The sequence below is a fragment of the Bacillus sp. JZ34 genome (assembly GCF_053903205.1).
In genome coordinates this window covers 1,859,911-1,884,083 of the sequence record NZ_CP096403.1, presented here as the reverse complement: position 1 = coordinate 1,884,083, position 24,173 = coordinate 1,859,911, and the positions used below count along the sequence as shown (strand labels likewise).

Here is a 24,173-nt window from a genome sequence, read left to right as displayed (position 1 = left end):
GCCGCATATTAAAATTGCAATGAAAACTGCTTGCACAAAAAAACCCTCTGAGAAACAGAGGGTTTTTAATCTGCCACCTTGACGACTTTGATTAATCCGTCGATTCTGTTGGCATTAGAGAAGTAGGCCTTTACTTTGTCTCCTTCTTTAATGTCGGACAGATCCTGGTTGAGATTTTTCGCATTGAAAATGATCTTCGTTCCGTTATCTGATACCCCGTGGTATTCAGTGCCGTCAATTTTGGTGATCTTATATTGATAAATGGTATAGTTCTTTTCCTCAGATGAGACGGTTTGGCTGAGCGCCGTTGAGACATCTTGAACGCTTCCGTTTTTTAAATAATAAAAGCCTCCGGCCAGTACGGCAGCCAAAACGAGCAGAACCGTGAGCTTGAATCTTATTTTCCCCATGATCAAAACCTCCAGAACACGTTCTGAACTATCCTATGTTTATTTCCTTTGAATGATGAAATAAAACATGTTCGATTCAGACGGAAAATATGTGGTTTTTAAGTATAACGCAAAATGAAGGGAAATCGTTTCATATTCAGACGAAATACTACTTATAACCTACGAATGTACATTCTGGTTTAGGGGTGTGTGTGAAAACAAGCTTGAAAATTAAGTCTAAATAACTATGTTCCAAGAAACCGACCGTTTGTTCTGTTTTCTTCGCTTTAGGTTTCGCTGTAAAAGTCGTTTCGGATGGTGATAACGGACTGGTTTTTAAGATACTCGCTGTCTTTCGTTTTGGCCCAGGCGAGAAACTTCACATGCTCGGAATGGAACAGGGCCTCGTGATGGGGCGAGCGACCAGCAGCCGCGCCGAGTCTGTGCTTGATACCGCGCACGAACTTCCAATATTGATAGAAAGGCAGTTTTAATTTTGTCATAAATCCTGCCGAGTCTTCAATCACATATCCTTCTTCTTCAATCGACGGGTCATTTGACACAGACAGGTACCATTTATAAAAATCGGTCCACTGGTCAAAAGAAATGACTTTTTGCTTACATTCTACGCGAAATGTCTCAGCAAAACAGAGGACATCTTCATACGGCAGCTTTTCATATTTCATCTGTCTTTTGACAATGTCGAGAAGGACAAGCTTATCCGATTTGTACTCGATAATGTGCGGATCTTTTTCTGGCAGCACGACTTCAAACACTAACGAAACATTGCGTGTTTTTACATATTCTTTTATATCCTCAATCTGAGATGCGTCAAACGTTTTGTGAAACAGCTCTTCCACCCATTTCGCATGGCCGTCTTTTTGTCCGCTTGCCGATGTATAAGATTTTGAGGTGAAGACGAGCTCATCGGTTTCAGAATTGTAGCCGACCGTTCCCAAAAATCCATTCGCCTTATCATAAACAGTGACCGGAAAGCGCAGCGTGTTAACGAGAACATGCATTTTCGTCGTCAGGCGTTCATCGATGTTGAAAAATTTGTTGTAGCTTCTGCTGACGATTTCCTTGGTGTTTCTGTTGATAAACAGCCCTCTTGCCTTCATGCTGACGCTGTCCCATTTTCTCTCCTGAAAAGCCTTCCTCGTAAAGTTAAAAGAGGAAATGCCTCCGGCTAATTTTTGCTCAGATACATAATCGTGTTCGTCCAAATGCTTTAGAAAATGGTCGACTGTCAGCTCCTCGTGTTCGTGATGAGAATCAAGCGAAGGAGCGGACGTTTTAAACACATCATTTTTTATCTCATGTGTTTGAATGCCAGACCGATCGATGGTGACAACCCTTAAATGCCCGCCGTGCTCCACCTGCCCTTCCAGGTTATATGATTTTGCGGCTGCATGCACTGGAAGCCGGAACATGTTTCTGTGCCCGTGGATTTGAATGATGTTCCGCCCTTCCATATTTTTCGTAAAGACATGGTCGATATCTGTCTCATATCCGCCGACACCGTTGATCAGCTGGCTGGTAGCTGTAAGCAGAAGGTTGTCAGGAAGCGCGGAAATACCTCCGTGCGTGATGATGTAAGTATCTTCTCCATACGTGAAGTAGACAATTTGGTGGAAGCGCCTGGCCAGTTCCCTGATATCTTTTTTGTCAAAGCCTGCTTTGTCTAATTCCGGTTTTGTCTTCTTGTTGAATACACTGCTTCTTGTTTCTTCATCATGCCCGTATTGCTTCAAATATTTATCATGATTTCCTTCGAGCAAAATCACATTTTTACGATCTTTGATACTGAGCAGGAATTGAACGACTTTTGCGTTTTCTATTCCTCTATCAAGCATGTCACCTGTAAAAATATATAACTCGTCATCTTCGAGTCTGCCTTTCAAATAAGAATCCAGCACCGTAAAACAGCCGTGCACATCCCCGATCACATGTATTTTTTCATAACTGTCGAGCCGCCTCGGCTTATACTGTATCACATCGTCAAATTCTTCCGGCTTGATGACCGTTGTCCAGGAAGGCGCCGGTTCGGTTAAAATCCGCTCGTGCATGGCGTGAACCACGCTGTCGGGCACCCGCTTATGCTCAGCCCTCTCCCGGTTTCTCAACAGAGCGGTCTCAAGCGGAATATCGGAAAAATCAACCACATACGCTCTGTAGCGATACTTTAAAACAAGAGCTTTATAGCTTGAAATCATGCTTGGTTTCGCATGTGTGGCATCAACAACGGTGAATTCCCCCCTTTCCATCCTTTCTTCAAGGAGAGTGAACAAAAGCTTCCATACTTTTCCGTCATTTTTTTGAGAAATGTCGTATTTCCCTTCCAAATTTAACACGGGTGACTGATGGATCAGCCTCAGCTGATCAGCAGACAGTGTATATTGATTCAATTGATGATCCCTGATCCAGGTAGATTTTCCGGTGCCAGGGCAGCCTCTAAGCAGTACCAAAGTCCTCATTATTGATCTCCTTATTTAGTTCTGATAAGTTTTATTATAAAAAAATTTAGCATTCCTTCCAAGAATATACGTCCTTATTTGCATTTTGTTTCAAAAAATAAACAAAAAATATCCCCTAAAGGGGTCTTTTTACGTGTTATTTCACACCTATCCTCTTTTTATCGGACATAAAAAGGGCAGTGCTCATATAAGCGAGCACTGCCCTTTGACGGAATATTATGTTACATTTCGTTCTCCGATATGAATCGGTGACGTTTTGGCAGATGTTACGTTTCTCTCAGCAACATGTACCGGTGCGGATGTTACATTTCTCTCAGCGATTTGCACCGGTGTGGACGTTACGTTTCTCTCGGCGATTTGCGTCGGTGCGGACGTTACATTTCTCTCGGCGACTTTCATACCATCTGTTTGCGTCATCAGCACAGCACTTGCCAGAGAAAGTCCTGCTACTGAAGCAGCGGCGGTTAACAACAGTTTAGATTTCATACGACCAGTCCCCTTTTTTCATTTGTTTTCGAGCACTGAATACCGTTTGATAGAAATAAACAGAGTCGCTCAAGCGCCCAATTTCATTATAGTATTCAGCAGCTTCCAATGCCAAGTCCTCAATATCGGGATACATCTTTTTTGACCCGAGCAGCTTAAAAGTTTCCAGCATTTGAGCTCTTCCGTCATCATCAAGATACAAGGCTTTCAAAAAATGAAATTTTGATAGATAGATCGAATCATCTGATCGCCGGGCGATGTCAATCCCTTTGTTTAACGCGTTATCCGCCTGTTCCAGCTGCTTCAGCTTGAAATATGCATGTGCAAGACTAAAAAACGCTTTTGGGAGAATATCTGATGACTCTTCTTGATAAATCGCAGCAGCTCTGTTGAAGTATTCAGCCGCCCGATTAAAATCCCCCATCTTATAATAGCAGTTACCCAAATTGTAATAGGTGTGTCCTTCCAATATGAGCTGGCCTTTCTCCTGTGAAAGCTTCAGCGCCTTTTCAAGATGCGAAAGCGCTTTTTCATTCGAATCCAGATCGTCATAGTTGCCTGCGATGACGAACTCGCATTGGATTCTCCGAACCGTGTAAGTTTCATGCGCCTGGTAGGTTTCAATCGCTTGAAGCGCATAGTTCATCGACACGTGGCTCTGTTTCATATGATAAAACACTTCAGCCATTTTAAAATGAAACTCGGCTCTCTCTATTTCGTCCTCGACATGCAGCAGCTTTTTTTCGGCGCGCCTGTAAAAAGAGATCGCTTTAATATAATCATGGTTTTTATATTCATACATCCCTCTAAAAAAATTGAAATAATATTCAAGCAGGCCTGTCAGCTTTCCTTGTTCATCTTCGATATCTTTTAATATTTCAGAAAAGTCAGGCGGGGTTTCGCCTTCTTCCAATGGTTTTACGTAATCAAGCATGATTCTGTGTCTGAATTCCATTAAGGCGTAATACAATAATAAGTCTTGATCTTCTTCCATTTGAGAAATTTCGCGCTCAATTTCTGCCTTCAGCATTTCGGCGTCCGTAACATTGAATTTGCGTATCGCGTTATACCAGTCATTAATTTTTACGCCGACTGCAGTCGATGGGATTTTTACGCTCACCCCTTACGCCCCTTCCTTTTATACAGATTGCGTTCTCTTTCTAGCTCTTCACTTGAATATATTTTACATAAAGGGTCATTTTTTCACAATTATTTTATTTATTAGGATCATCATTTCCTAGCAAAACGCGGTCGAAGAATCGGTCCCTGGTCCTATTGCATCTGGAAAATGAACACCGTTTCAGACAAAAAAACAGCCCGGCTTAGCGGGCTGTTTCTTCGCTTTCTAATTATGCGTCAAATACTTCGACTTTTTCCATGCCTTGTCCCTGCTCCATTGAAGTGACAGCATCAAGACCTGATGTGACTTTTCCAAAAACAGTGTGTACGCCGTTCAAGTGCGGCTGAGGCTCATGGACGATAAAGAATTGGCTGCCTCCAGTATCTTTTCCTGCGTGAGCCATTGAGAGAGAACCGGCTTCGTGTTTATGCGGATTCCCTTCTGTCTCGCATTTAATCGTATATCCAGGTCCGCCTGTTCCGGTGCCGTGCGGGCAGCCTCCTTGGCTGACGAAGCCCGGAATGACGCGGTGGAACTTCAACCCGTCATAGAACCCTTCGTTTGCAAGTTTTTCAAAGTTGGCGACAGTTCCCGGCGCCGCTTCCGGATATAGTTCAAACTCGATTTTTTTGCCGTTTGTCAGTTGTATGTATCCTTTTTTAGCCATCTTGATTCTCTCCTTTCATTTCACAAGGGTCATTATATCATATCAAAGAAGCACAGAGCCAATCTACCTGAAATAAACGGCGCTCTTGCATCACTTTTGTAAAAGATTTTAAAAAAAGGTTGAATCGCCTGTGAAAATCATGAATGATAAAAGAGCGGTGTGATACGATACCCGGAGGGCATTTGACTTGAAGAAAAATGGATCTCTTTTTTTCTTTGAAACCTCTCTCATCTTTCATCCGTCTATATTTCGGAACGCATTATTTCCGTTCCGGCAGGCTTCTTTAAAAGTACAGCAATTCTGCCTGAAGCCTGCATTTTTAAGGAGGGCATTGAGCTTGAAAAAATCGATACTAGGAATCTTTACAGCATTGTGTCTGCTCATTTTCCCGCAGGTCAGCTTTGCTGACGCCGCAGTGGGTGATGTGATCGTCACGCTGGGGAAAGACTTGTCAAGCCAGGACAGACAAAAGGTATTAAAAGAAATGAATGCGCCTGAAAATGCGACCATCATCGAGGTGACAAATGATGAGGAGCATAAATATTTAGGGGATTATATACCGAAAGCACAAATCGGAACAAGAGCGATTTCTTCTTCTTCGATTACCGTAGCGAAAAAAGGCACCGGTTTGGAAGTGCAGACACACAATATCAGCAGAATTACGGATGAAATGTATTTAAACGCGCTGATGACAGCCGGTGTAAAAGACGCTAAAGTCTATATCACTGCACCATTTGAAGTATCAGGCACAGCCGCTTTGACCGGTTTAATGAAAGCCTATGAAACGACTTCGGGCGAAAAGATCTCCGAAGACGTGAAAAAAGTCGCGAATGAAGAGCTAGTCACCACTTCAGAGCTTGGCGAGAAAATCGGCAGTGAGAATGCATCAGCGCTGATGGCCAAAGTCAAGGAAGAAATCTCGAAAAACGGGGTTCCCGAATCAAAAGAGGAATTGGAAAAAACGATTGATTCCGCCGCTTCCGATCTGGGCGTGACGCTCACAGAGGATCAGAAAAAATCTCTCATGTCTTTATTTAATAACATGAAAAATATTAATATCGACTGGAACCAGGTTGGAGACCAGCTTGACAAAGCAAAAGATAAAATCACGAAATTCCTGGATTCTGAAGAAGGACAAAATTTCCTTCAAAAACTGATCGACTTCTTTGTGTCTCTGTGGAATGCCATCGTTTCCGTATTCACCGGCGGCGGCACCTCAGAGTCCAACGGTTAACACAACCGCCAAAACACCTCCTTTTTCAATTGAAGGGGGTGTTTTATTTTTGCAGAGGGGAAGTCCCCTCCGTTTTCTTCATAGTTTTCGTGAATAAAATCGGTCAGCAGTTTTGTAAATCGGTAAAACGTTTCGTTTTGCGTCGCTGCCCTGTCTTTTAGCGTGAACCGATCAAATAAAGATTGGCGGAATCCTGTGCTCATTTCAAGCTGAATGCTCAGCCCGGAAAGCGACTTGTTGGCGATGTTATTCGGATGGGTTCCGGCGTACTTGTCGTCCGTCGCCAGCATTTCAGCGGCAAACCCCGAGCGATTCAGCTCATCAACCAATATTCTGATTTTAACGCGGTCTGTCCCGCCCACTTTAATAGCGCGGTCTTCACTGTAATAGCCGTGAAGCGACATGACATACTGGTGACTCGCAGTGATGGCGAGCGCCGCCGGCTCGTCAAAACGGGTGCTTGTAATGTGAAGATCCCTATTGCCTGATGATTTCAGCCCTTCAAACAAGTACAAGGAATAATTTTTCGCCACTTCATTGGCGATTTCACTTGTTCCGGGTTCGATGCCGCCTCCATGGATCGCCATGATGAGCATCGGCACTTTTGCGTCCTTCTCCGTCATTCGGTAAGACGCCGGATCTTCATTCCGCTTCAATTCTTCAAAGCTTGAATATTTATCAGCGGACTGTGTTGCAGGATGAGCCGCAGCAGAATATGGGAATGAAATCACAGCAGAAATTAATAAAATATTCACAGAACTGTTTATTGCTGTAAAACACTTCGCTATGTTACAATCAACACATTGCTTCAGGCACTGGAGCATGCGGTGGAGTAGGGATACTTTGGCCGGTTTCATCTACTCCGCCTCTAAATCCGCAAAATCAGCAAATCTCATCCTTTTCACCTTGATCATTGCCTTTACCATCTCCTTTGTTAAATTTTCGTTAAATTCCCAATATTATATACAATCAGCCCGGTCGCTGTTCTATGCATGTCATGATCTTTTTTGCAAAAAACACCGCCCGATGGCCGGGAAATATTCTTCATGCGGCAAACGGGAAAAAATTCTTTTTGAATAAAAAAATGGAGACCCCCCTTGAGGGAATCTCCATTTTTTATTGTTTTACTTTCGATTTCAGCGGCAGATCCAGCTTGACGATATCCTCATACGTCTCTCTCTGAATGACGAGCTGCGCTTCTCCATCCTCGACAAAAACGACGGCCGGGCGCGGAATGCGGTTGTAGTTGTTAGCCATGCTGTAGCCGTATGCACCGGTGCAGAAAACGGCGAGCACATCTCCGTCACGAACTTCGGGGATTTCCAAATCCCAAATCAGCATATCTCCGCTTTCACAGCATTTTCCTGCGATTGATACGGTATCATGACAAGCATCGTTCATCCTGTTGGCGACGGCCGCTTCATATTTTGCCTCATAAAGCGCCGGCCTGATATTATCGCTCATGCCGCCGTCAACAGCCACATATTTGCGAATGCCCGGCACCTCTTTTTGCGAACCGGTCGTGTACAGCGTGGTTCCCGCATCTCCGACGAGAGACCTGCCCGGTTCGATCCAAATCTCAGGGATGTCAAAGCCGAAATGCTCGGCATTTGCTTTGACCGCCTCGATGATTTTTTCAACATAGACATCGGCAGCGAGCGGCTCGTCGTCTTTTGTATAGCGGATGCCGAAGCCCCCGCCGAGATTGAGCACTTCCGGAATGAATGAGTAAGTCTCCCTCCATTCAGCGAGCTTTTCAAAGATCTTGTCTGCCGCAAGAACAAATCCTGCCGTATCAAAAATTTGCGAACCGATGTGGCAGTGCACGCCGAGGAGCTTAAACGCAGATGAGCGAAGGACTTGTTCGATGGCTTGTTCGACCTGCCCATTGTGCAGATCAAAACCGAATTTCGAATCTTCCTGTCCCGTCGTAATATAATCATGCGTGTGCGCTTCAACTCCCGGTGTGATTCTGAGCAAAACGTCTACAGTTTGTCCTGATTGCTTGCAAAGCTTTTCTGTAATGGCGATCTCGTGAAAGTTATCGAGCACGATGCAGCCGATTTGATGCTCCAGAGCCATGGCTAGTTCTTCAGGGCTCTTATTGTTTCCGTGAAAATGAATCCGTTCAGCGGGGAACCCTGCTTTGATCGCAGTAAAAAGCTCTCCTCCCGATACCACATCCAGAGACAGCCCCTCTTGTTCGGCAAGCTGAATCATGGCGACCGCTGAAAACGCCTTGCTTGCATACGCTACCTGCGCTTTTAAACCGGCTTCCCTGAATGCCTTCTGGAATTTTCGGGCGCGCTCTCTTATCAGCGCGACATCGTATACATAAAGAGGTGTTCCATATCTTTCTGCCAATGATAGAACATCGACACCGCCGATTTCGAGGTGTCCACTTTCATTTCGTCTGCTAGTACCATGTAAAAACAATTGTCATTCCCTCTTTCTCTATCTACAAAGGTGCAAGGGGCGGTCCGATTGCTGCCCGATGCATCTTCCGGCTTCATGATAGTGCGATTCTTATGTTGTATTATAACATTTCGTTTTAAAAACTAAACCACCATTTGTCCAAATTTTCTTGATTTACAAAGGGAATAATCCCCTAAAAAACCAATCCATTCTATTGATTATAGAATAACAGAAAACAGCACTTGATAGAAATAGGCATACATAACGTCCATTCAGTTAAAAAAAGAGCTGAAAAATCGAGATTATCGCCCATACAAATAGGCATTTACCTGAATATAATCTTAAAGATGAAAACTAAAAAAACGAAGTGGGAAAGAGGTTATCATATGTATCCAAACCGTTACCCCTACACCCCGGCTCCAGGCTATACACCGGAAGATGTATACGGCTCTTATCAGCCGGCTGTACATCATGAACAGCGAATTTACGAGCCTTATGAAGGGCAGATTATTACAGCTCCGGCGAATACGAGATTTTGGCGGAGAGGAACCGAGGTTTTCCTTCATTCGTCAACGTTTGACCCGTCCGGCCGCGAAATGCTGTATGTCGTCTATCCGATCAGAAGACAGAACAACATCTGCAGCCTCCGGGCAGTCGCGATCTCTGCGAACGAATACAGAGGTATCGGGACCCAAAGACCTGAATTCGATTACTGAAAAAGAGGCTTTTCCCCGGGGAAAAGCCTCTTGGAATACCGTCTTCACGGCTGTCTGGAGCGGTTTCGCGGATGAACGATGCTCGGCCTGACTTTTCCCCCGGGAACGGAAGTGCGCACGAGAACATGCCAAAACGCTTTTCCGTTGAACGGGAGGAGAGGCCATAAGTAAGGCGTCCGCAATGATCTGATCGAAGTCATCACTATAGTTAAGATCGTTAATCCGATGACAAATCCCTCCACTTTAAAAAGCGCCACCAATATCAGCATAAACAGCTTCACCATTTTATTCGCCAGACTCAGCTCGTAGCTTGGTGTCGTGTACGCTCCGATTGCCGAGAGGGAAACGTATAAAATGACTTCGGGAGAAAACAAGCCGACATTGATCGCGATATCGCCGATCAATACGGCAGCGATCAGGCCCATTGCAGTCGAAAGCGCCGTCGGCGTATGAATGGCGGCCATTCTTAAAAATTCGACGCCGAGATCCGCCAGGAAAATCTGCATGATAATCGGGATATGAGTGTCTTTGTTTAAACCGATAAACGATAAATGATCAGGCAAGAGCGACGGCTGAATGACAAACAATAGCCAAAGCGGCAGCAAAAAGGTGGAGGCCAAAATACCGAAAAACCGCACCCACCTTAAAAACGTCCCAACAGCCGGTGTCTGTCTGTATTCCTCAGCATGCTGTACATGGTGAAACAAGGTCGTCGGCGTAATGATGACGCTTGGCGACGTATCGACGATCACGATGACATGCCCCTCTAAAATATGGCTTGCGGCTACGTCTGCCCTTTCCGTAAACCTGACAAGCGGAAACGGATTGAAGCCTTGGCCGACAATGAATTCCTCTACCGATTTATCCGACATCGGCAGTCCGTCGATCTTCACATTTTCAATTTCTTTTTTTAATACTTCAACAAGATCGGGATCTGCAACATCTTCCAAATAGCAAAGGCAGATGTCTGTTTTGGAGCGTTCACCGATATGAAGCATTTTATAGCGCAGGCGTTCATCTCTGATCCGGCGTCTGATCAGGGCTGTGTTGACGATGATGTTCTCGACGAGCCCGTCTCTTGCACCGCGTACGACTTTTTCTGTATCAGGCTCTTCCGGCGTTCTGCCCGGATAGCTTCTGACATCAATGATAAATGCAAATCCCGCATCTTCGACGATGATGGCAACCAGTCCCGACAGCACTTGGTCCACCGCTTCATCAAGCGTTTCTGCTTTTGAAACCTGCTGGTTCAAAAGCCTGTTTTCGACAATGTCTTCGACCTCGCCCGACTCTTTTTCTTTATCATTGAGATGCACCAGTTCCCTTAACAGGTGAATGATGTATTGGGTGTCGCACAACCCGTTGACATAATAAAGCTGAACTTCATGGCCGAGGATAAAGACCTTGCGTACGCCAAGGTCAAAGCTTTCTCCCATGCCGACCCGCTTCTTGAAATACGCTTCATTCTTAGAAGGATCAAGGAATACGTTCGTCTTCTCTTGCTTTTGAGCACTCATGATACCCGCTCCTTTCTAAAATGAGCTCGACCGCTTTCATTGTAATCGGCGACCCTTTTTCCACATCGTCTTTTCTGTTCATTTTACCGATATCACCGATTCCGACGATGATCGGAACATCCAGCTGATCAAGGCAATAGACCGTGTCACCGTTCATTCGTTTGACATCGAGCTCTTTGACCCCGTGTTTATCGACGCCGAATTCCGTCAGTTCACCTTCCGCATCGATTGATACATCGATCCTTGTCCACTCTGCATAATGAGTTTTTGAAGCGACGGCGATGACCCCGAGCACCTCGATATCGGCATGCATCGCTACATATTTCATCGCTGTCTCTCCCGGCCCTTCGCCTTGAAGTCCGGAATCATCAAACATGACGAATACAGGATCATGAGGGGTTTCTAGGATCATGGATACAAGCTCCGGTCCCGTTTTAATGCTTGGATTCCCCGCCGATTGGGAAATACAGCGGCCGCCCGTTTTTCTTGCCGCATATTCGATTGCTTTTGCAGCGTATATATCGCCGTCTGTGACCAAAATGACCTTGCGTTTTGCTGGCATTATCCTTTATCCTTTCGGTTTAAAAATCACGGCAACAAGAAAAGCAAACAAGATAGCGGCAGATACACCGGCAGATGTCAGTTCGAATATCCCCATGCCGATTCCGATAAAGCCATGTTCCTCAGCCTGGTGCATCGCGCCGTGCAAAAGAGAATGGCCGAAGCTGACAATCGGGACTGTAGCCCCGGCACCGGCAAATTCGATAAAACGGTCGTAAAGGCCGAAACCGTCAAGGATCGCTCCTGATACGACAAAAGTTGACATGACATGAGCCGGCGTCATTTTAAAGATATCAAGCAAAAGCTGGCCGATGACGCAAATCAATCCTCCTGCAATAAAAGCAATGACATATTCCATCTTAAGCGTTCCCCCCTTCGGCCCGTTCAAATACGACGCCATGGGCAATGCATGGTATCGATTCTTTTTGCTGGACGATCGTCGGGCTTAAAAGGGCGCCTGTCGCTACAACAAGCACTCTGTTCAGCCTTCCCGCTTCAATTTCTTTAAAAATGTGGCCAAAGGTGACGACAGCGGAACAAGCACATCCGCTTCCGCCTGCAAAAACCTGCTGGTCAGGCGTATAGATCATCAGTCCGCAGTCATTATGTTTTGTCCCGACATTGATTCCTTCCTCTTTTAACAAATCCTTCAAAATCGGGCTGCCGACACCTGAAAGGTCGCCGGTTAAAATTAAATCGTAGTCATCAGGGGTGCGTCCCAGATCCTCTAAATGCTGCTTGATCGTATCCGCCGCAGCGGGGGCCATCGCCGACCCCATATCCTGCGAATCGGTAATCCCCAAGTCGATAACTCTTCCGACGGTTGCACTGCTGATTTTGATGCCGCCTGGCTGCTGACTGAGGACGACTGCTCCGCTTCCGGTCACTGTGGATGTAGCGGTTCCCGGCTTTTGGCCGCCGTATTCCGTCGGGTAGCGAAACTGCCTTTCAGCAGTAGCATTATGACTGCTGGTTGCCGCTAGGGCACGCTTTGCGAAACCTCCGTCAATCAATGCCGAACTGATCGCGATCGATTCCATTGATGTCGAGCATGCTCCAAATAAGCAAAGAAAAGGAATTTTCAAATGCCTCGCCACATAGTTGGCTGTCACGTTTTGGTTGAGCAGATCGCCTGCCAAAAAGATATCGATGTCTTCCTTTTTAAGATTTTGTTTTGATAACGCAGTCTGAACCGCATCCTCCATCAGCTTGCGCTCTGCCATCTCCCAGTTTTTCTGGTTGCAGTGCATTTCATCATAGGTTTTGTCAAATAAGTGTCCAAGCGGACCTTCTTTTTCTTTAGGTCCAACCGCTGTTCCGCTCGAGTTAACAAACAGCGGGTTCTCGAACTCCCATGTTTGTTTTCCAGTTAATTTCATGATGTTTTCCTCCTAAAACAACTTGTCAAAGGCAAAGCGGATCATTCCCACAATATAAGCGGCCACAACGCCGAACACGATGACGTTTCCGGCAAGCTTGAACATGTTTGTCCCCACGCCGAGGACATAGCCTTCACTTTTATGCTCAAGGGCTGCACTCGTCATACTGTTGGCAAACCCTGTAACCGGAACGGCGGAACCAGCACCGGCAAACTGGCCGATTCTGTCGTAGACGCCAAGGCCTGTTAACAGAGCGGAGATTAAGATGAGCGTAGCAACCGTCGGGTTTCCAGCTGTTTTTTCATCAAAGTGGAATACGGCCATATAAAAATTCTGGAGAGCCTGGCCGATCGTACAGATCAGACCGCCGACAAGAAAAGCCTTGATACAGTTCAGGACATAAGGCGGCGTAGGCTGATAAGCTTTGACTTTCGATTGGTAATTATCTTTCAAACTTGACATCATATTCCTCCTTTTATGACAAATGAACAAAAATGAGCCATTGAAACATCGAGCCAAGGATCTTCCCGAACACAATGGCCATTAAAAGAATCAAAATCCTGTCCCCCATACCGATGCGTTTCGCCAGTATCGGAAGCACGTTCAACACTTCTGTCAGCGCCGCTGCAAGCATTCCGATGAAAACGCCCGCAAAAAGGCCGATCGGAACAAGCAGCCATTTGGATAAAAAAAAGCGGGACATGTTCAGCGATTCCCATCCTCCGAACACCGCGCCCAGAATGACAGCCCATTCATACGCCTGGATAAACCCTTGCGTTTTCGTCAGCTGAGTCAGTCTCGGTATAATGCCAAGCACGGTAAGAAAAGCGACAAATCCAGATCCAACCGCAATCCCTCCTGCGAGTCCGAGAAAGATGATAAAGATCACGCTAATGATCATGAATATCCTTTGTCGTTTCTTTGTTTTCGTGCAATGCCACATAATGGTCCAAATCAAGCTGATATTTAAACATCTCGACCTCCAGAGGGCTCGGCTCCTCGTTAAACCGTTTTTTAAATAAATGATTAAAAAACAAAATCATGCCGAGACCGAGACCGATGCTGTACGGAATCTGCAAAAGGTATGGATAGCGGTTCTCCTTGCCCGTCACCATTTCGTAAAGCAAGATGTGTACGTCCCTCATGCTGACATCTTCATGAAAGTTCATGACAGCAAGGCCGGCACCGACGAACAGGAGCAGCCAGACGCCGACGAACAGTACGGGAGACAGCCCCCTTTTCGGATATTGGATCTCCACGATTGTTTCGGAACCGCCGACGGTTTGGACGTCAAGGTCAGGAAACGATTTATGTACAGCTTCGATCACCTTCATCACGTCCAACACCACCATGCTTTGATCCGCTTTGCTGACCTGATAAATAGGCAGCCGTTCAAGCTTTTCTTTGTATCGGCGGTCGCCCGCTACCTGTGCGATATGGCCGAGCAGAATCAATTCATCGGGATCGGCCTCAAGCCGGTGGCGGAGTCTGATAAAAACTTGACGTTCCATCTGGGTCACTTCCTATATGATGGTTATAGTTGTAGTATGAAGTACATCCCATTTATCATTCAGCAAGCGGCAAAAGACCATAAATTACCACAAAAAAACCGGAACGCTCTTTTTTGGAGCGTTCCGGTTTTTCATTAGACATCCGAGCAGCCTCAGCTTTCAAATTGATCCATCTGGTTTTTGATTTGCTTTAAAATCTTTTTTTCAAGCCTCGACACTTGCACCTGGGATATGCCGAGGCGGTCGGCAACTTCAGATTGCGTCTTGTCTTTGTAATACCTTAAATAAACAATCAGCTTTTCCCGTTCATCCAAATCCTTGATGGCTTCCTTCAAAGCGATTTTATCGAACCACTTCTCTTCCGACTGATCGGCGATTTGATCCAGAAGTGTAATCGGGTCTCCGTCGTTTTCGTAAACCGTTTCATGAATGGATGAGGGAGAGCGGACCGCTTCCTGGGCCATCACGACTTCTTCCGAACTGATTTCGAGATAATCGGCGATTTCCTGAACGGTCGGAATCCGGCCGTTTGACTTGGAAAGCTCGTCTTTTGCCCGCCGGATTTTGTTGCCGAGTTCTTTCAGCGAGCGGCTCACTTTGACGGTTCCGTCATCTCTGATAAACCGCTGAATCTCGCCGATAATCATCGGGACGGCGTAGGTGGAAAACCGAACGTCATAGGAAAGATCGAATTTGTCCACCGACTTCAAGAGGCCGATGCAGCCGATTTGAAAGAGGTCATCAGGCTCATAGCCTCTGTTCAAAAAACGCTGAACGACAGACCAAACAAGACGCATGTTTTTTTCTATGAGGAGGTCCCTTGCTTTTTGATCGCCGTTCTGGCTGTTTTTAATCAGTTCTTTCACTTCATGGTCTTTAAGCTGAGTGTTCTGGTTTTCTTTTTTAACCTCCACATCCATAACAAATCTCCCTTAATTGCAAAGCGCTTTGCTTTTTGATAAGTGCTTTGTTAAGTGTATTGTGGTTCCCATCTCAGGTGAGGAGTCGATCGAGATATCATCCATGAAATTTTCCATGATCGTAAAGCCCATTCCCGACCGCTCGAGTTCAGGCTTTGTCGTGAACAGGGGCTGGCGCGCTTCCTCAAGATCAGGGATGCCGACTCCTTCGTCACGAATCGTTAAGTAGACGATATGATCATGAAGGGTGACGGAAATGTATACGTCTCCCTGCCCTGAGTTTTCATAACCGTGTATGATCGCGTTTGTGACCGCTTCAGATACGACCGTTTTAATTTCGGTCAGTTCATCCATCGTCGGGTCGAGCTGAGCGATAAAAGCAGCGACTGTCACCCGTGCAAACGATTCGTTTTGGCTGAGTGCCGTGAACTGGATATTCATTTCATTTTTCATGACGCCACCCCCAACGTTTCAAGTGCACGCTGCTCTGATTGCTCAAGGCGAATGATTTTAAACAGCCCGGACATATCAAATAAACGTTTGACAGCAGGAGAAATGGCGCAGACGATCATTTCTCCGCCGAGCTGTTTAATCTCCTTATATCTGCCGAGCACGACGCCAAGTCCTGAACTGTCCATAAACGAAAGGTCTGCAAGATTCATGACAATATGGCGAATGCCGGATTGTTCCAGATGGTCACTGACTTGTTTTCTCAAGGTTTCTGCTGTATGGTGATCGAGTTCACCTGTCAACCGAATGCATAGTACGGATTCTTTGACGTGAATATCGATTCCGAGGCTCATCCTCATTCCTCCTTGGTTTAAATCGGATAATGAGTGTTTCGCTTCAGACTTTATAAATTCCTTCACCGTGACAAAACTAGTGACCGTTCGGCATTATTCACTCCACTTCGTCCAGTGGGTCATCGTCCGCTTGAACATCGTCCACATCCCTGCTTTATCCATGTCTTTTTCCGCGACAAGAGGGCTTTCAGCGAGAACCTTTCCGTCCTTTTTCAATACGAGCGTCCCAAGCTCTGTGCCTTTTTTGACAGGGGCCTGGATATCTTCCTTCTGTTTGATTTCTTTTTTAACAGCTTCGATATTTTCGCCTTTTTTCGTCAAAAGGGAAATCGGTTCCGATGTGACAAGGTTTATTTTTTGCTCATGGCCTTTATTGACCTTCAAATCGGAAATGATTTCATTGCGTTTATACATCGGATGCGTTTCATATTGGCTGAATGCAAAATCAAGCATTTTTGTGATTTGGGCATTTCGTTCTTTTGGCGTACTGGCACCAAAAACGACAGCGATGACGCGCATGTTTCCTTTTTTCGCTGAAGCTGTCAGGCAGTACTTTGCTTCATTTGTAAAGCCGGTCTTGACTCCGTCAACGCCGGGATAAAATTTGATGAGGCGGTTTGTGTTGACGAGCCAGAATTTTTTATCACTGTTTTCTCTCAGATAGTCTTCATATGTTCCCGTAAATTTCGTGATGTTTTCATATTTTAAAAGCTCTTTCGCCATGAGTGCCATGTCATAGGCTGTGCTGTAATGGCCTTCTTCAGGCAGACCTGTCGTATTTTGAAAAGATGTATCCTTGAGGCCGAGCTCAGCGGCTTTTTCATTCATTCTTTTGACAAATTCCTCTTCAGATCCGGCAATATGCTCTGCCATTGCCACAGAGGCATCATTACCCGATCCGATGGCGATCCCTTTCAGCATATCTTCAACCGTCATTTCTTCGCCGGGCTCAAGGAAAATTTGCGATCCCCCCATTGAAGCGGCATACTCGCTTGTTCTGACTTTGTCTTTCATTTTGATCTTGCCTTCATCAAGAGCTTCCATGATCAACAGCATGGTCATCACTTTTGTCATGCTGGCCGGGGGAAGCTTTTCACGGCTGTTCTTGTCATACATCACCTTACCGGTATCCCGCTCGATTAAAACGGCAGATTTTGCGTCATCAGCAAGCTCCGACGGTTTCTTTTCGCTCTCTTTTGCAAACGCCGGCGGCGCAGTCATCAGGATTATCGTAAAAATCAGCAATTTGGATAAATGACGTTTCATCACCCAGACCTCCATTTCGTAATCCTCTCTATTTTTTCCAATCCAGTTGGATTTATACGGATTGATTGGAAAAAATTTCTCATCAGGCAAAAAGAAAGAGCCAATGCAGGTTCTTATTTGAACTTGCATTGGCTCACATTTCACTTCGCGGCGGTTTTAGCCGATTTTGGCGACGGCCGCTTTAACAAACCGCAAAAAGTCGGCTTTTACTTTTTCGGTGACTTCGATCACTTCGTCATGGGAGAGCGGCTGATCGAGGATTCCGGCTGCCGCGTTTGATATACACGAAATGCCGAGCACGCGAAGGCCCGCATGTTTTGCCACGATGACTTCCGGAACCGTCGACATGCCGACAGCATCCGATCCGATCGTTCTGAGGAAGCGCACTTCGGCAGGCGTTTCGTATGTAGGTCCTGTGACGGCTGTGTAAACCCCTTCTTGTACACTGATGTTCAATTCTTCGGCTGTTTTTTTCGCCAAGAGGCGCAGTTCCTTATCATATGCGGATGACATGTCAGGGAATCTGACACCCAGCGAGGAATCGTTCGGCCCGATCAGCGGATTCGTTCCCATATAATTGATATGATCGGATATGATCATCAAATCGCCGGGACGGAACGATTCATTGACGCCGCCTGCGGCATTGGTCACAATTAAAGTCTCGATCCCGAGTTCTTTCATGACACGTACCGGGAAGGTTACCTTGTCCATTGAATATCCTTCGTAAAAATGAAAACGCCCTTGCATCGCGACGACTTGCACATTTTCAAGTCTGCCGATGACAAGCTGTCCGGCATGCCCTTCAACAGTGGAAACAGGAAAATCCGGGATGTCTTCATATTTAATGCGAACGGCGTCTTTTATCTCATCAGCAAGCACGCCAAGGCCCGATCCCAAAATCAGGCCGACCGCCGGTTTGATTTCTGTTTTGCTTTTAATATAGTCTGCAGCATTTGCAATCATCTGTTTCACGTCGTTTCCTCCTATTTCAGCAGGGATAAAAAGCTTTTTCCGTACTTTGGCATATTCGTTTTAAAGTTGTCGGCAATCGTCGCGCCGATGTCCGCGAATGTATCTGCGAGCGGAAGCGCACCGGGCTTTTCGTGCTTTTTGCTGTATACAAGAAGCGGCACGTACTCCCTTGTATGGTCTGTGCCATGGTGAACCGGATCATTGCCGTGGTCGGCGGTAATGATGAGCAGATCGTCTTCACGCATCTTTTCAAATACTTCGGGAAGGCGCGCGTCGAATTCCTCGAGCGCTTTTCCGTAACCTTCAGGATCACGGCGGTGCCCGAACAGCGCGTCAAAGTCCACGAGGTTTACAAAGCTGATCCCTGTAAAATCTTTGTCAAGCGTTTGCACCAGCTTATCCATCCCGTCCATATTCGATTTCGTTCTAAGCGATTCCGTAATGCCTTCGCCGTCGTAGATATCGGAGATTTTGCCGATCGCAATCACATCAAAGCTGTCATCTTTCAATTCATTCATTACGGTTCTGTCAAACGGCTTCAGCGCATAATCATGCCGGTTCGGCGTCCGTTTAAATTCGCCCGGCTTGCCGACAAACGGCCTCGCAATGACGCGTCCGACCATATATTTCTCGTCAAGCGTAAGCTCGCGCGCGATCTCGCAGATTTTGTACAATTCCTCGAGAGGTACGACTTCTTCGTGTGCGGCAATCTGCAGAACGGAGTCCGCTGAGGTGTAGACGATCAGCGCGCCGGTTTCCATATGCTCCGCACCGAGCTCATCCAAAATCGCAGTGCCTGATGCAGGTTTGTTTCCAATCACTTTTCTTCCGGACTTCTGTTCAAGTTCATGGATCAATTCGTCCGGAAAACCTTCGGGAAACACCTGGAAAGGTTTGTCTATGTAAAGTCCCATTATCTCCCAATGACCAGTCATCGTATCTTTTCCGTTTGAAGCTTCTTTCATTTTGCCGTAATAGGCAAGCGGCTCTTCTGCCTTTTCGACACCTTTGATTTCTCGGATGTTGCTGAGTCCGAGCTTCGACATGTTCGGCAGGCGGATGCCTCCCATGTGTTCAGCAATATGGCCCAATGTATCTGCGCCTTTGTCATTAAATTGATCGGCATCAGGCGCCTCGCCGATTCCAACGGAATCCATCACAATTAAAAATACGCGGTTGTAATCAAATGCAGGCATTTGTCGGCCTCCTTTTTTTCTTTCTGTCAGCTGTAGGCTGTCACGCTTGGCATAAAAAAACCAAAATACCGCTATTAGCCAAGTATAAACCGTTTACACAACAGTTGACAATACGAACGGGAATAGTGAGAAACTTCCCGCAATTTGCTGCTCACTCAACATGAAAAACCGTGCTTTCGCCTGTTCTTTTAGGCTATGCACGGGGATGGTATTGCTTATATACGTCTTTCAGCCTTGTTTTCGTCACATGTGTATAAATTTGCGTCGTCGAAATGTCGGCGTGTCCGAGCATTTCCTGAACGGCCCGGAGATCGGCTCCGTTTTCGAGCAGGTGTGTGGCGAATGAGTGCCTCAGTGTATGCGGCGTCAGCTCTTTATTAATTCCCGCTTCCAAGGCGATTTTCTTTAAATTTTTCCAAAACCCCTGCCGGCTCATCTGTCTGCCGTGGTGATTCAGAAACAGGGCGTCTTCGGAATTTTTTTTCAAAAGCTTTCCCCTCGCTTTTGACAGATATTCGCCGACCGCATGTGACGCCGCTTCGCCGAGCGGAACGATCCGCTCCTTTCTTCCTTTCCCGAAGCAGCGGATAAAGCCCATCGATAAATGGACATCGGACAGCTTTAATGCGATCATCTCGCTGACGCGGATTCCTGTCGCATACAGTAATTCCAGCATCGCTTTATCGCGGTAGCCGAACGGCCCCGTCAGCTTCGGCGTATCCAGAAGCGTTTCGACTTCCTGTAATGACAGCACCTTCGGGAGCGTCCGTTCCGTTTTTTGTGACTCAATATGGACGGACGGGTCCTGGGCTGTTACTTTTTCCCTCAGCAGAAACTGGTGAAAGCTGCGGATGGAAGCGAGATGCCTCGCAATCGTCTTACCGGATTTTCCGGCGTCTTTTAAATGCTTTAAAAACTGGATGATGGTAAGCCTTGTCACCTGGTCAAAAGAGCTCAGCTGCTCCTGTTCCTCTAAATAGGCGGCGTAGCTGTTCAAATCCCGTTCATAGCTCACAACCGTGTTGTGGGAAAGCCCCCGTTCAACAACGGCGTAGTGGATAAAGTCTTTAATATGAACTTTCACGCTATCCTACTCCCCGTTCAAATAAAAAAAGATTAACCGGTTAAACCAGCTGCCCTGCTCGTCCCCTTCCATCGAGGCGACCTTGAGGGCTGCTCCTTCAGGTTTATCATACCGATGATAGTTTTCATACTCTGAATTTATCCATATCATAGCATAATAAAACAAGACGGTAAAACCGGTAAACAGCACGAACACCTTGATCATATCGGCAGCCGTTTTCAGCATTTTCATACGGTTTCAGGTCCCTTCTTTTGATTCGATTACTAAAACTTATGCCAAATGAGACAAGTTTTATACGTCTGAATCAAAAAAGAACCCGCTCATGGCTGAAAGGGTTCTCTCCGGTTTAGACTATTCCGATTCCTTTTGCTGACAGTCATGACAGATGCCGTGGAACGTCAGCCTGTGGTCTTTTATTTTAAATTTCCAATCCTTTTCAATGATTTCTTCCACGTCTTCAAGCAAATCTTCTTCAATTTCAACAACCGAACCGCATTCCATGCAAACAAGGTGGTGATGGAAATGTGCGGCACCTTCTTTACGGAGGTCATATCTTGACACACCGTCGCCAAAATTGATTTTATCCACTACTTTTAATTCAGTTAACAGTTCAAGAGTCCGATATACTGTCGCAAGACCAATCTCAGGAGATTTCTCTTTTACGAGGAGGTATACATCTTCTGCGCTTAAATGGTCTTCCTCATTCTCAAGCAGCACCCTTACAGTAGCCTCGCGCTGAGGGGTGAGTTTATAGCTGGAAGAATGCAGTTGCTTTTTAATCCGATCAATACGTGTTTCCATTGACTTTCCCTCCTACGCCGCATTACCTAGCTTATTATAACAAAACAAGCGCAGGGAGCCAACTATAATCATTATAAATTGAGAAACAAAATGAATATTTTTTAATAATCATTATAAATTAATGCTGTTTCGGCAAGACGTACTCCGTCAGCTTTTCCATCAACACCGGCGAAAGATATGCTTCAAAGGAAGAGGATATAAGAGACATCGCGAGAATCAGGACGAGCACAAAAGCGTACCGGCCAAACCAATGGACAGGCGCTTCTGCAAGGCTGCGTTTGACAAAAAGCTGGCGGATGAGCCTCATCGAAAAGGCGATGGCGCAAGTCCCCATGATCAAGTAAGCTGGGATCAGCAGCATATTTTGCGGGAGCACGGAGACAAAAGACAGGAAAAAGCCGTTGATTCCCATTTGATTGACGAGAAAGCCGACTGTAAATCCGACGACGATCCCTTTTAAGAAGACCATGATAAAAATGACGGGCAAGCCGATGATGGAAATCCCGAGAATCCACATTAAGCCTAAATATTTCATATTATGAAGAAAGCTCTGCAAAAACATTTCCTTTGAGCTGGCTGCTTTTCCTTCTGAAAGCTGTCCAAAAAATCGATTCAAATAGTAGAACAAATCTTCTTTTTGACCGATCGTCATGCTGTTGACGATGACCGCGCCGAAAATCACACCCATTAAAAACAGTACTGAAACAAATAAATAGATTGACAGATGATCCTTCATATGTTGAAAGATGAGCTCTTTGATTGTGGGCTTCCGCATGTATCTTCCTCCCAGACGTGCTTTTGATTTTAATAGATTGTATGAGAGAAAAGAGAGCCGCATGACTTTTTTTGAAAAAAGACAGGCGCCCGTAAAAGGCGCCCTGATCACGTTATGATTCCTCCCTGTTTTCCGAAGAATGCTCCCTGTCCGTATTCACAGTCTTGTTGGCAGCCATTACAAACGGCAGATAAATCACTGTTGAAATGGCGAGGCAAAGAAAGCCGACCCCGAGCGCAAGCCAGTTTCCTCCTGTCCCGAGAAACGGAATCAACGGCCCGGGCGTTGTCCACGGAACAGCGTATGCGATCGGCGGAATCAGCTGAAACTTGATGAACAAGTAGCCGATGACAGTGTTGACTGCCGGAACGATGATAAAGGGAATCATGAAGATTGGATTGAGCACGACCGGAAGTCCGAAAATAACAGGTTCATTAATGTTAAATATCCCCGGCCCGATCGAAAGCTTACCGATGTCTTTATAATCCCGGCGCTTTGAAGCGATGAATATTGCGATCAAAAGCCCCAGCGTCATGCCCGATCCCCCGTAGTTTGCAAAGGCGTCATTCAGCGCCCATGTTTCAGGAAACGGAGCGTTCCAGGCAGAGCCTGTTTTGGCGGCAAAAGCGAGATTTTCAAGGTTTGCTTCGGCAAAGATCGTTTCTCTGATCGCCGCGATTGTATTCGGGCCGTGAATGCCGAACAGCCATAAAAAGTTGGCGACGATTCCAAGGAAAACAACAGTGAAAATATTCGTTCCCATCTCTCTCAACGGCGCCTGCAGCACGGTATACACCAATTCATGCAAACCGTTTTTCGACAGAGACAATAGCGCAAAGCTTAACATCGCAAAACCAATTGTAATGAAGATGATCGGAAACAGCACTTTAAATGTCCGGGCAACCGCAGGCGGCACCTGCGGAGGCATATGAATTTGCAGGCGCTTGGCATTTGAAAGCCTGCTGAACACTTCACCGACGAGGATCCCGATGATTAAGGCAACGAACAGCCCTTGCGCACCGAGCCACTTCGTCGTTAAAAAGCTCTCGTTTTCGATCAGGCGGTACGGTGAATAAATGATAAAATAACAGGATACGGCCGTTAATCCGGCAAGCAGTTCATCCGCTTTCATTGAGATGGCTAAATTGCGTGCGACGAGAAACACAACAAATATGGACATAATATCGAGCGATCCCCGCAGTACGGGGGTAAAGACCGACTGATAATCAGCCAAGTTCGGAAATATCTTTTCAAGGAACAAAATGTTGGCGATAAACCCGTCCGGAGATAAAATAGCGAAATTCAATAAAATGATAATCGACCCTGCCATAATAATCGGAAATGATAGAATAAAAGCATCTCTGATCGCACATATATGGCGCTGTGAGTTCAGTTTTGCAGCAACGGGAACCAAAAACCGTTCCACGTTCCGCTCAAACTTCTCCATAAACCCGCTCATCCCTGTCTCCCCTCCTTTTTATTTCATCAGCTGCAGCGCTTTTTGCAACACAGCTTCGCCGTTCATGGTGCCGTAGTCGCGCATGTCGATCACCTGAACCGGCGTGTCTCCCGCGCTCGCCTCAACCTGTGACTTTTGGTACCTGACTTGCGGCCCCAGCAATACGACGTCCGCGCTTGACGCGGCAGTCCCGGCTTCGGATACAGGCAGTGCGATGATGTCGACCTCTTCGTTCAGCGCCTCGGCATGCTTTTTCATTCTGCTGACAAGCAGGCTCGTTGACATGCCGGCCGCGCAAACCAATAAAATTTTCTTCATTATTTGTTAACCCCCTTCAGTTTCACCTTTTTCCCCGCCGATCAGAAAACGCTTTCATTACAATGCGGAGTAATATTTCAATCTGGTCTTTTATCCTATGACCGAGA

At 46.1% G+C, this 24,173-nt stretch carries 28 protein-coding genes; 2 read left to right on the top strand and 26 right to left on the bottom strand.

Features of this window, described 5'->3' with window-relative positions:
* Positions 1-65: 65 nt before the first annotated feature.
* The 5 genes from M1D90_RS09500 to M1D90_RS09480 form a co-directional block, all read right to left on the bottom strand.
* Positions 66-410 carry a hypothetical protein gene (locus M1D90_RS09500; RefSeq protein ID WP_020452015.1) on the bottom strand — a complete coding sequence of 115 codons (345 nt, stop codon included), beginning with the start codon at positions 408-410 and terminating at the stop codon, positions 66-68.
* A gap of 266 nt (positions 411-676) precedes the next feature.
* The gene (locus tag M1D90_RS09495; protein WP_096748207.1) at positions 677-2,866 is read right to left on the bottom strand and encodes an RNA ligase; all 2,190 of its coding nucleotides are present in this window, start codon (positions 2,864-2,866) and stop codon (positions 677-679) included.
* Between the two features lie 216 nt (positions 2,867-3,082).
* The gene (locus M1D90_RS09490; RefSeq protein WP_023857494.1) at positions 3,083-3,352 is read right to left on the bottom strand and encodes a hypothetical protein; all 270 of its coding nucleotides are present in this window, start codon (positions 3,350-3,352) and stop codon (positions 3,083-3,085) included.
* Positions 3,342-4,472: a Rap family tetratricopeptide repeat protein gene (locus M1D90_RS09485; RefSeq protein WP_146874500.1), complete on the bottom strand. Its 1,131-nt coding sequence runs from the start codon at positions 4,470-4,472 to the stop codon at positions 3,342-3,344. Before M1D90_RS09485 ends, M1D90_RS09490 begins: the two co-directional genes overlap by 11 nt.
* Before the next feature lie 229 nt (positions 4,473-4,701).
* The gene (locus M1D90_RS09480; protein WP_020452019.1) at positions 4,702-5,139 is read right to left on the bottom strand and encodes a peptidylprolyl isomerase; all 438 of its coding nucleotides are present in this window, start codon (positions 5,137-5,139) and stop codon (positions 4,702-4,704) included.
* A 337-nt stretch (positions 5,140-5,476) separates the two neighbouring features.
* On the opposite strand from M1D90_RS09480, the gene M1D90_RS09475 reads away from it, so the two are divergent.
* Positions 5,477-6,373: a DUF1002 domain-containing protein gene (locus M1D90_RS09475; protein ID WP_020452020.1), complete on the top strand. Its 897-nt coding sequence runs from the start codon at positions 5,477-5,479 to the stop codon at positions 6,371-6,373.
* On the opposite strand, the gene M1D90_RS09470 is transcribed toward M1D90_RS09475, so the two are convergent.
* Positions 6,370-7,230 (bottom strand): poly-gamma-glutamate hydrolase family protein, encoded by an 861-nt coding sequence (locus M1D90_RS09470; RefSeq protein ID WP_456283398.1) that lies wholly within the window; start codon positions 7,228-7,230, stop codon positions 6,370-6,372. The genes M1D90_RS09475 and M1D90_RS09470 overlap by 4 nt on opposite strands.
* Positions 7,231-7,489: 259 nt before the next feature.
* Positions 7,490-8,809, bottom strand: coding sequence for a diaminopimelate decarboxylase (gene lysA / locus M1D90_RS09465; RefSeq protein WP_020452022.1), 1,320 nt, complete (start codon positions 8,807-8,809; stop codon positions 7,490-7,492).
* A gap of 365 nt (positions 8,810-9,174) precedes the next feature.
* Between lysA and M1D90_RS09460 the strand changes: the two genes are divergently transcribed.
* Entirely contained in the window at positions 9,175-9,504 is a 330-nt protein-coding gene (locus tag M1D90_RS09460) for a hypothetical protein (protein WP_023857499.1), read from the top strand.
* A 44-nt stretch (positions 9,505-9,548) separates the two neighbouring features.
* Here M1D90_RS09460 and M1D90_RS09455 read toward each other — a convergent pair whose 3' ends face one another.
* From M1D90_RS09455 to M1D90_RS09365, 19 genes are all read right to left on the bottom strand, one after another.
* Positions 9,549-11,021 carry a spore germination protein gene (locus M1D90_RS09455; RefSeq protein ID WP_020452024.1) on the bottom strand — a complete coding sequence of 491 codons (1,473 nt, stop codon included), beginning with the start codon at positions 11,019-11,021 and terminating at the stop codon, positions 9,549-9,551.
* Positions 10,981-11,583, bottom strand: a complete 603-nt coding sequence (locus M1D90_RS09450; protein ID WP_020452025.1) for a stage V sporulation protein AE — start codon at positions 11,581-11,583, stop codon at positions 10,981-10,983. The genes M1D90_RS09455 and M1D90_RS09450 overlap by 41 nt, the downstream gene beginning before the upstream one ends.
* 6 nt (positions 11,584-11,589) lie before the next feature.
* Positions 11,590-11,940, bottom strand: a complete 351-nt coding sequence (spoVAE, locus tag M1D90_RS09445) for a stage V sporulation protein AE (protein ID WP_020452026.1) — start codon at positions 11,938-11,940, stop codon at positions 11,590-11,592.
* A gap of 1 nt (position 11,941) precedes the next feature.
* Positions 11,942-12,961, bottom strand: a complete 1,020-nt coding sequence (gene spoVAD, locus M1D90_RS09440; protein ID WP_020452027.1) for a stage V sporulation protein AD — start codon at positions 12,959-12,961, stop codon at positions 11,942-11,944.
* A 12-nt stretch (positions 12,962-12,973) separates the two neighbouring features.
* Positions 12,974-13,423: a stage V sporulation protein AC gene (gene spoVAC, locus M1D90_RS09435; RefSeq protein WP_020452028.1), complete on the bottom strand. Its 450-nt coding sequence runs from the start codon at positions 13,421-13,423 to the stop codon at positions 12,974-12,976.
* Positions 13,424-13,436: 13 nt separating this feature from the next.
* A complete protein-coding gene (locus M1D90_RS09430) occupies positions 13,437-13,862 on the bottom strand; it encodes a stage V sporulation protein AB (protein WP_025811211.1) in 426 nt (141 codons plus the stop codon).
* Positions 13,852-14,472 (bottom strand): stage V sporulation protein AA, encoded by a 621-nt coding sequence (locus M1D90_RS09425; RefSeq protein ID WP_020452030.1) that lies wholly within the window; start codon positions 14,470-14,472, stop codon positions 13,852-13,854. The genes M1D90_RS09430 and M1D90_RS09425 overlap by 11 nt, the downstream gene beginning before the upstream one ends.
* Positions 14,473-14,624: 152 nt before the next feature.
* Positions 14,625-15,392 carry an RNA polymerase sporulation sigma factor SigF gene (gene sigF / locus M1D90_RS09420; protein WP_020452031.1) on the bottom strand — a complete coding sequence of 256 codons (768 nt, stop codon included), beginning with the start codon at positions 15,390-15,392 and terminating at the stop codon, positions 14,625-14,627.
* Positions 15,393-15,404: 12 nt separating this feature from the next.
* Positions 15,405-15,845 (bottom strand): anti-sigma F factor, encoded by a 441-nt coding sequence (gene spoIIAB, locus M1D90_RS09415; protein WP_020452032.1) that lies wholly within the window; start codon positions 15,843-15,845, stop codon positions 15,405-15,407.
* A complete protein-coding gene (gene spoIIAA / locus M1D90_RS09410; RefSeq protein ID WP_020452033.1) occupies positions 15,842-16,195 on the bottom strand; it encodes an anti-sigma F factor antagonist in 354 nt (117 codons plus the stop codon). The genes spoIIAB and spoIIAA overlap by 4 nt, the downstream gene beginning before the upstream one ends.
* Before the next feature lie 93 nt (positions 16,196-16,288).
* Entirely contained in the window at positions 16,289-17,461 is a 1,173-nt protein-coding gene (locus M1D90_RS09405; RefSeq protein ID WP_020452034.1) for a D-alanyl-D-alanine carboxypeptidase family protein, read from the bottom strand.
* Positions 17,462-17,617: 156 nt separating this feature from the next.
* Entirely contained in the window at positions 17,618-18,424 is an 807-nt protein-coding gene (locus M1D90_RS09400) for a purine-nucleoside phosphorylase (RefSeq protein ID WP_031304985.1), read from the bottom strand.
* 20 nt (positions 18,425-18,444) lie between these two features.
* A complete protein-coding gene (gene deoB, locus M1D90_RS09395) occupies positions 18,445-19,629 on the bottom strand; it encodes a phosphopentomutase (RefSeq protein WP_043054372.1) in 1,185 nt (394 codons plus the stop codon).
* A gap of 193 nt (positions 19,630-19,822) precedes the next feature.
* Positions 19,823-20,713, bottom strand: a complete 891-nt coding sequence (xerD, locus tag M1D90_RS09390; protein ID WP_023855928.1) for a site-specific tyrosine recombinase XerD — start codon at positions 20,711-20,713, stop codon at positions 19,823-19,825.
* Between the two features lie 6 nt (positions 20,714-20,719).
* On the bottom strand, positions 20,720-20,944 hold the full coding sequence (locus M1D90_RS09385) for a YqzK family protein (RefSeq protein WP_023855929.1): 225 nt from the start codon (positions 20,942-20,944) through the stop codon (positions 20,720-20,722).
* A 120-nt stretch (positions 20,945-21,064) separates the two neighbouring features.
* Entirely contained in the window at positions 21,065-21,514 is a 450-nt protein-coding gene (gene fur, locus M1D90_RS09380) for a ferric iron uptake transcriptional regulator (RefSeq protein ID WP_003183178.1), read from the bottom strand.
* Positions 21,515-21,632: 118 nt separating this feature from the next.
* Positions 21,633-22,289 (bottom strand): stage II sporulation protein M, encoded by a 657-nt coding sequence (gene spoIIM, locus M1D90_RS09375; RefSeq protein ID WP_026579353.1) that lies wholly within the window; start codon positions 22,287-22,289, stop codon positions 21,633-21,635.
* A 112-nt stretch (positions 22,290-22,401) separates the two neighbouring features.
* Positions 22,402-23,748 carry a PTS sugar transporter subunit IIC gene (locus M1D90_RS09370; RefSeq protein WP_023855931.1) on the bottom strand — a complete coding sequence of 449 codons (1,347 nt, stop codon included), beginning with the start codon at positions 23,746-23,748 and terminating at the stop codon, positions 22,402-22,404.
* An 18-nt stretch (positions 23,749-23,766) separates the two neighbouring features.
* Entirely contained in the window at positions 23,767-24,066 is a 300-nt protein-coding gene (locus tag M1D90_RS09365) for a PTS sugar transporter subunit IIB (RefSeq protein WP_003183185.1), read from the bottom strand.
* Positions 24,067-24,173 lie beyond the last annotated feature (107 nt).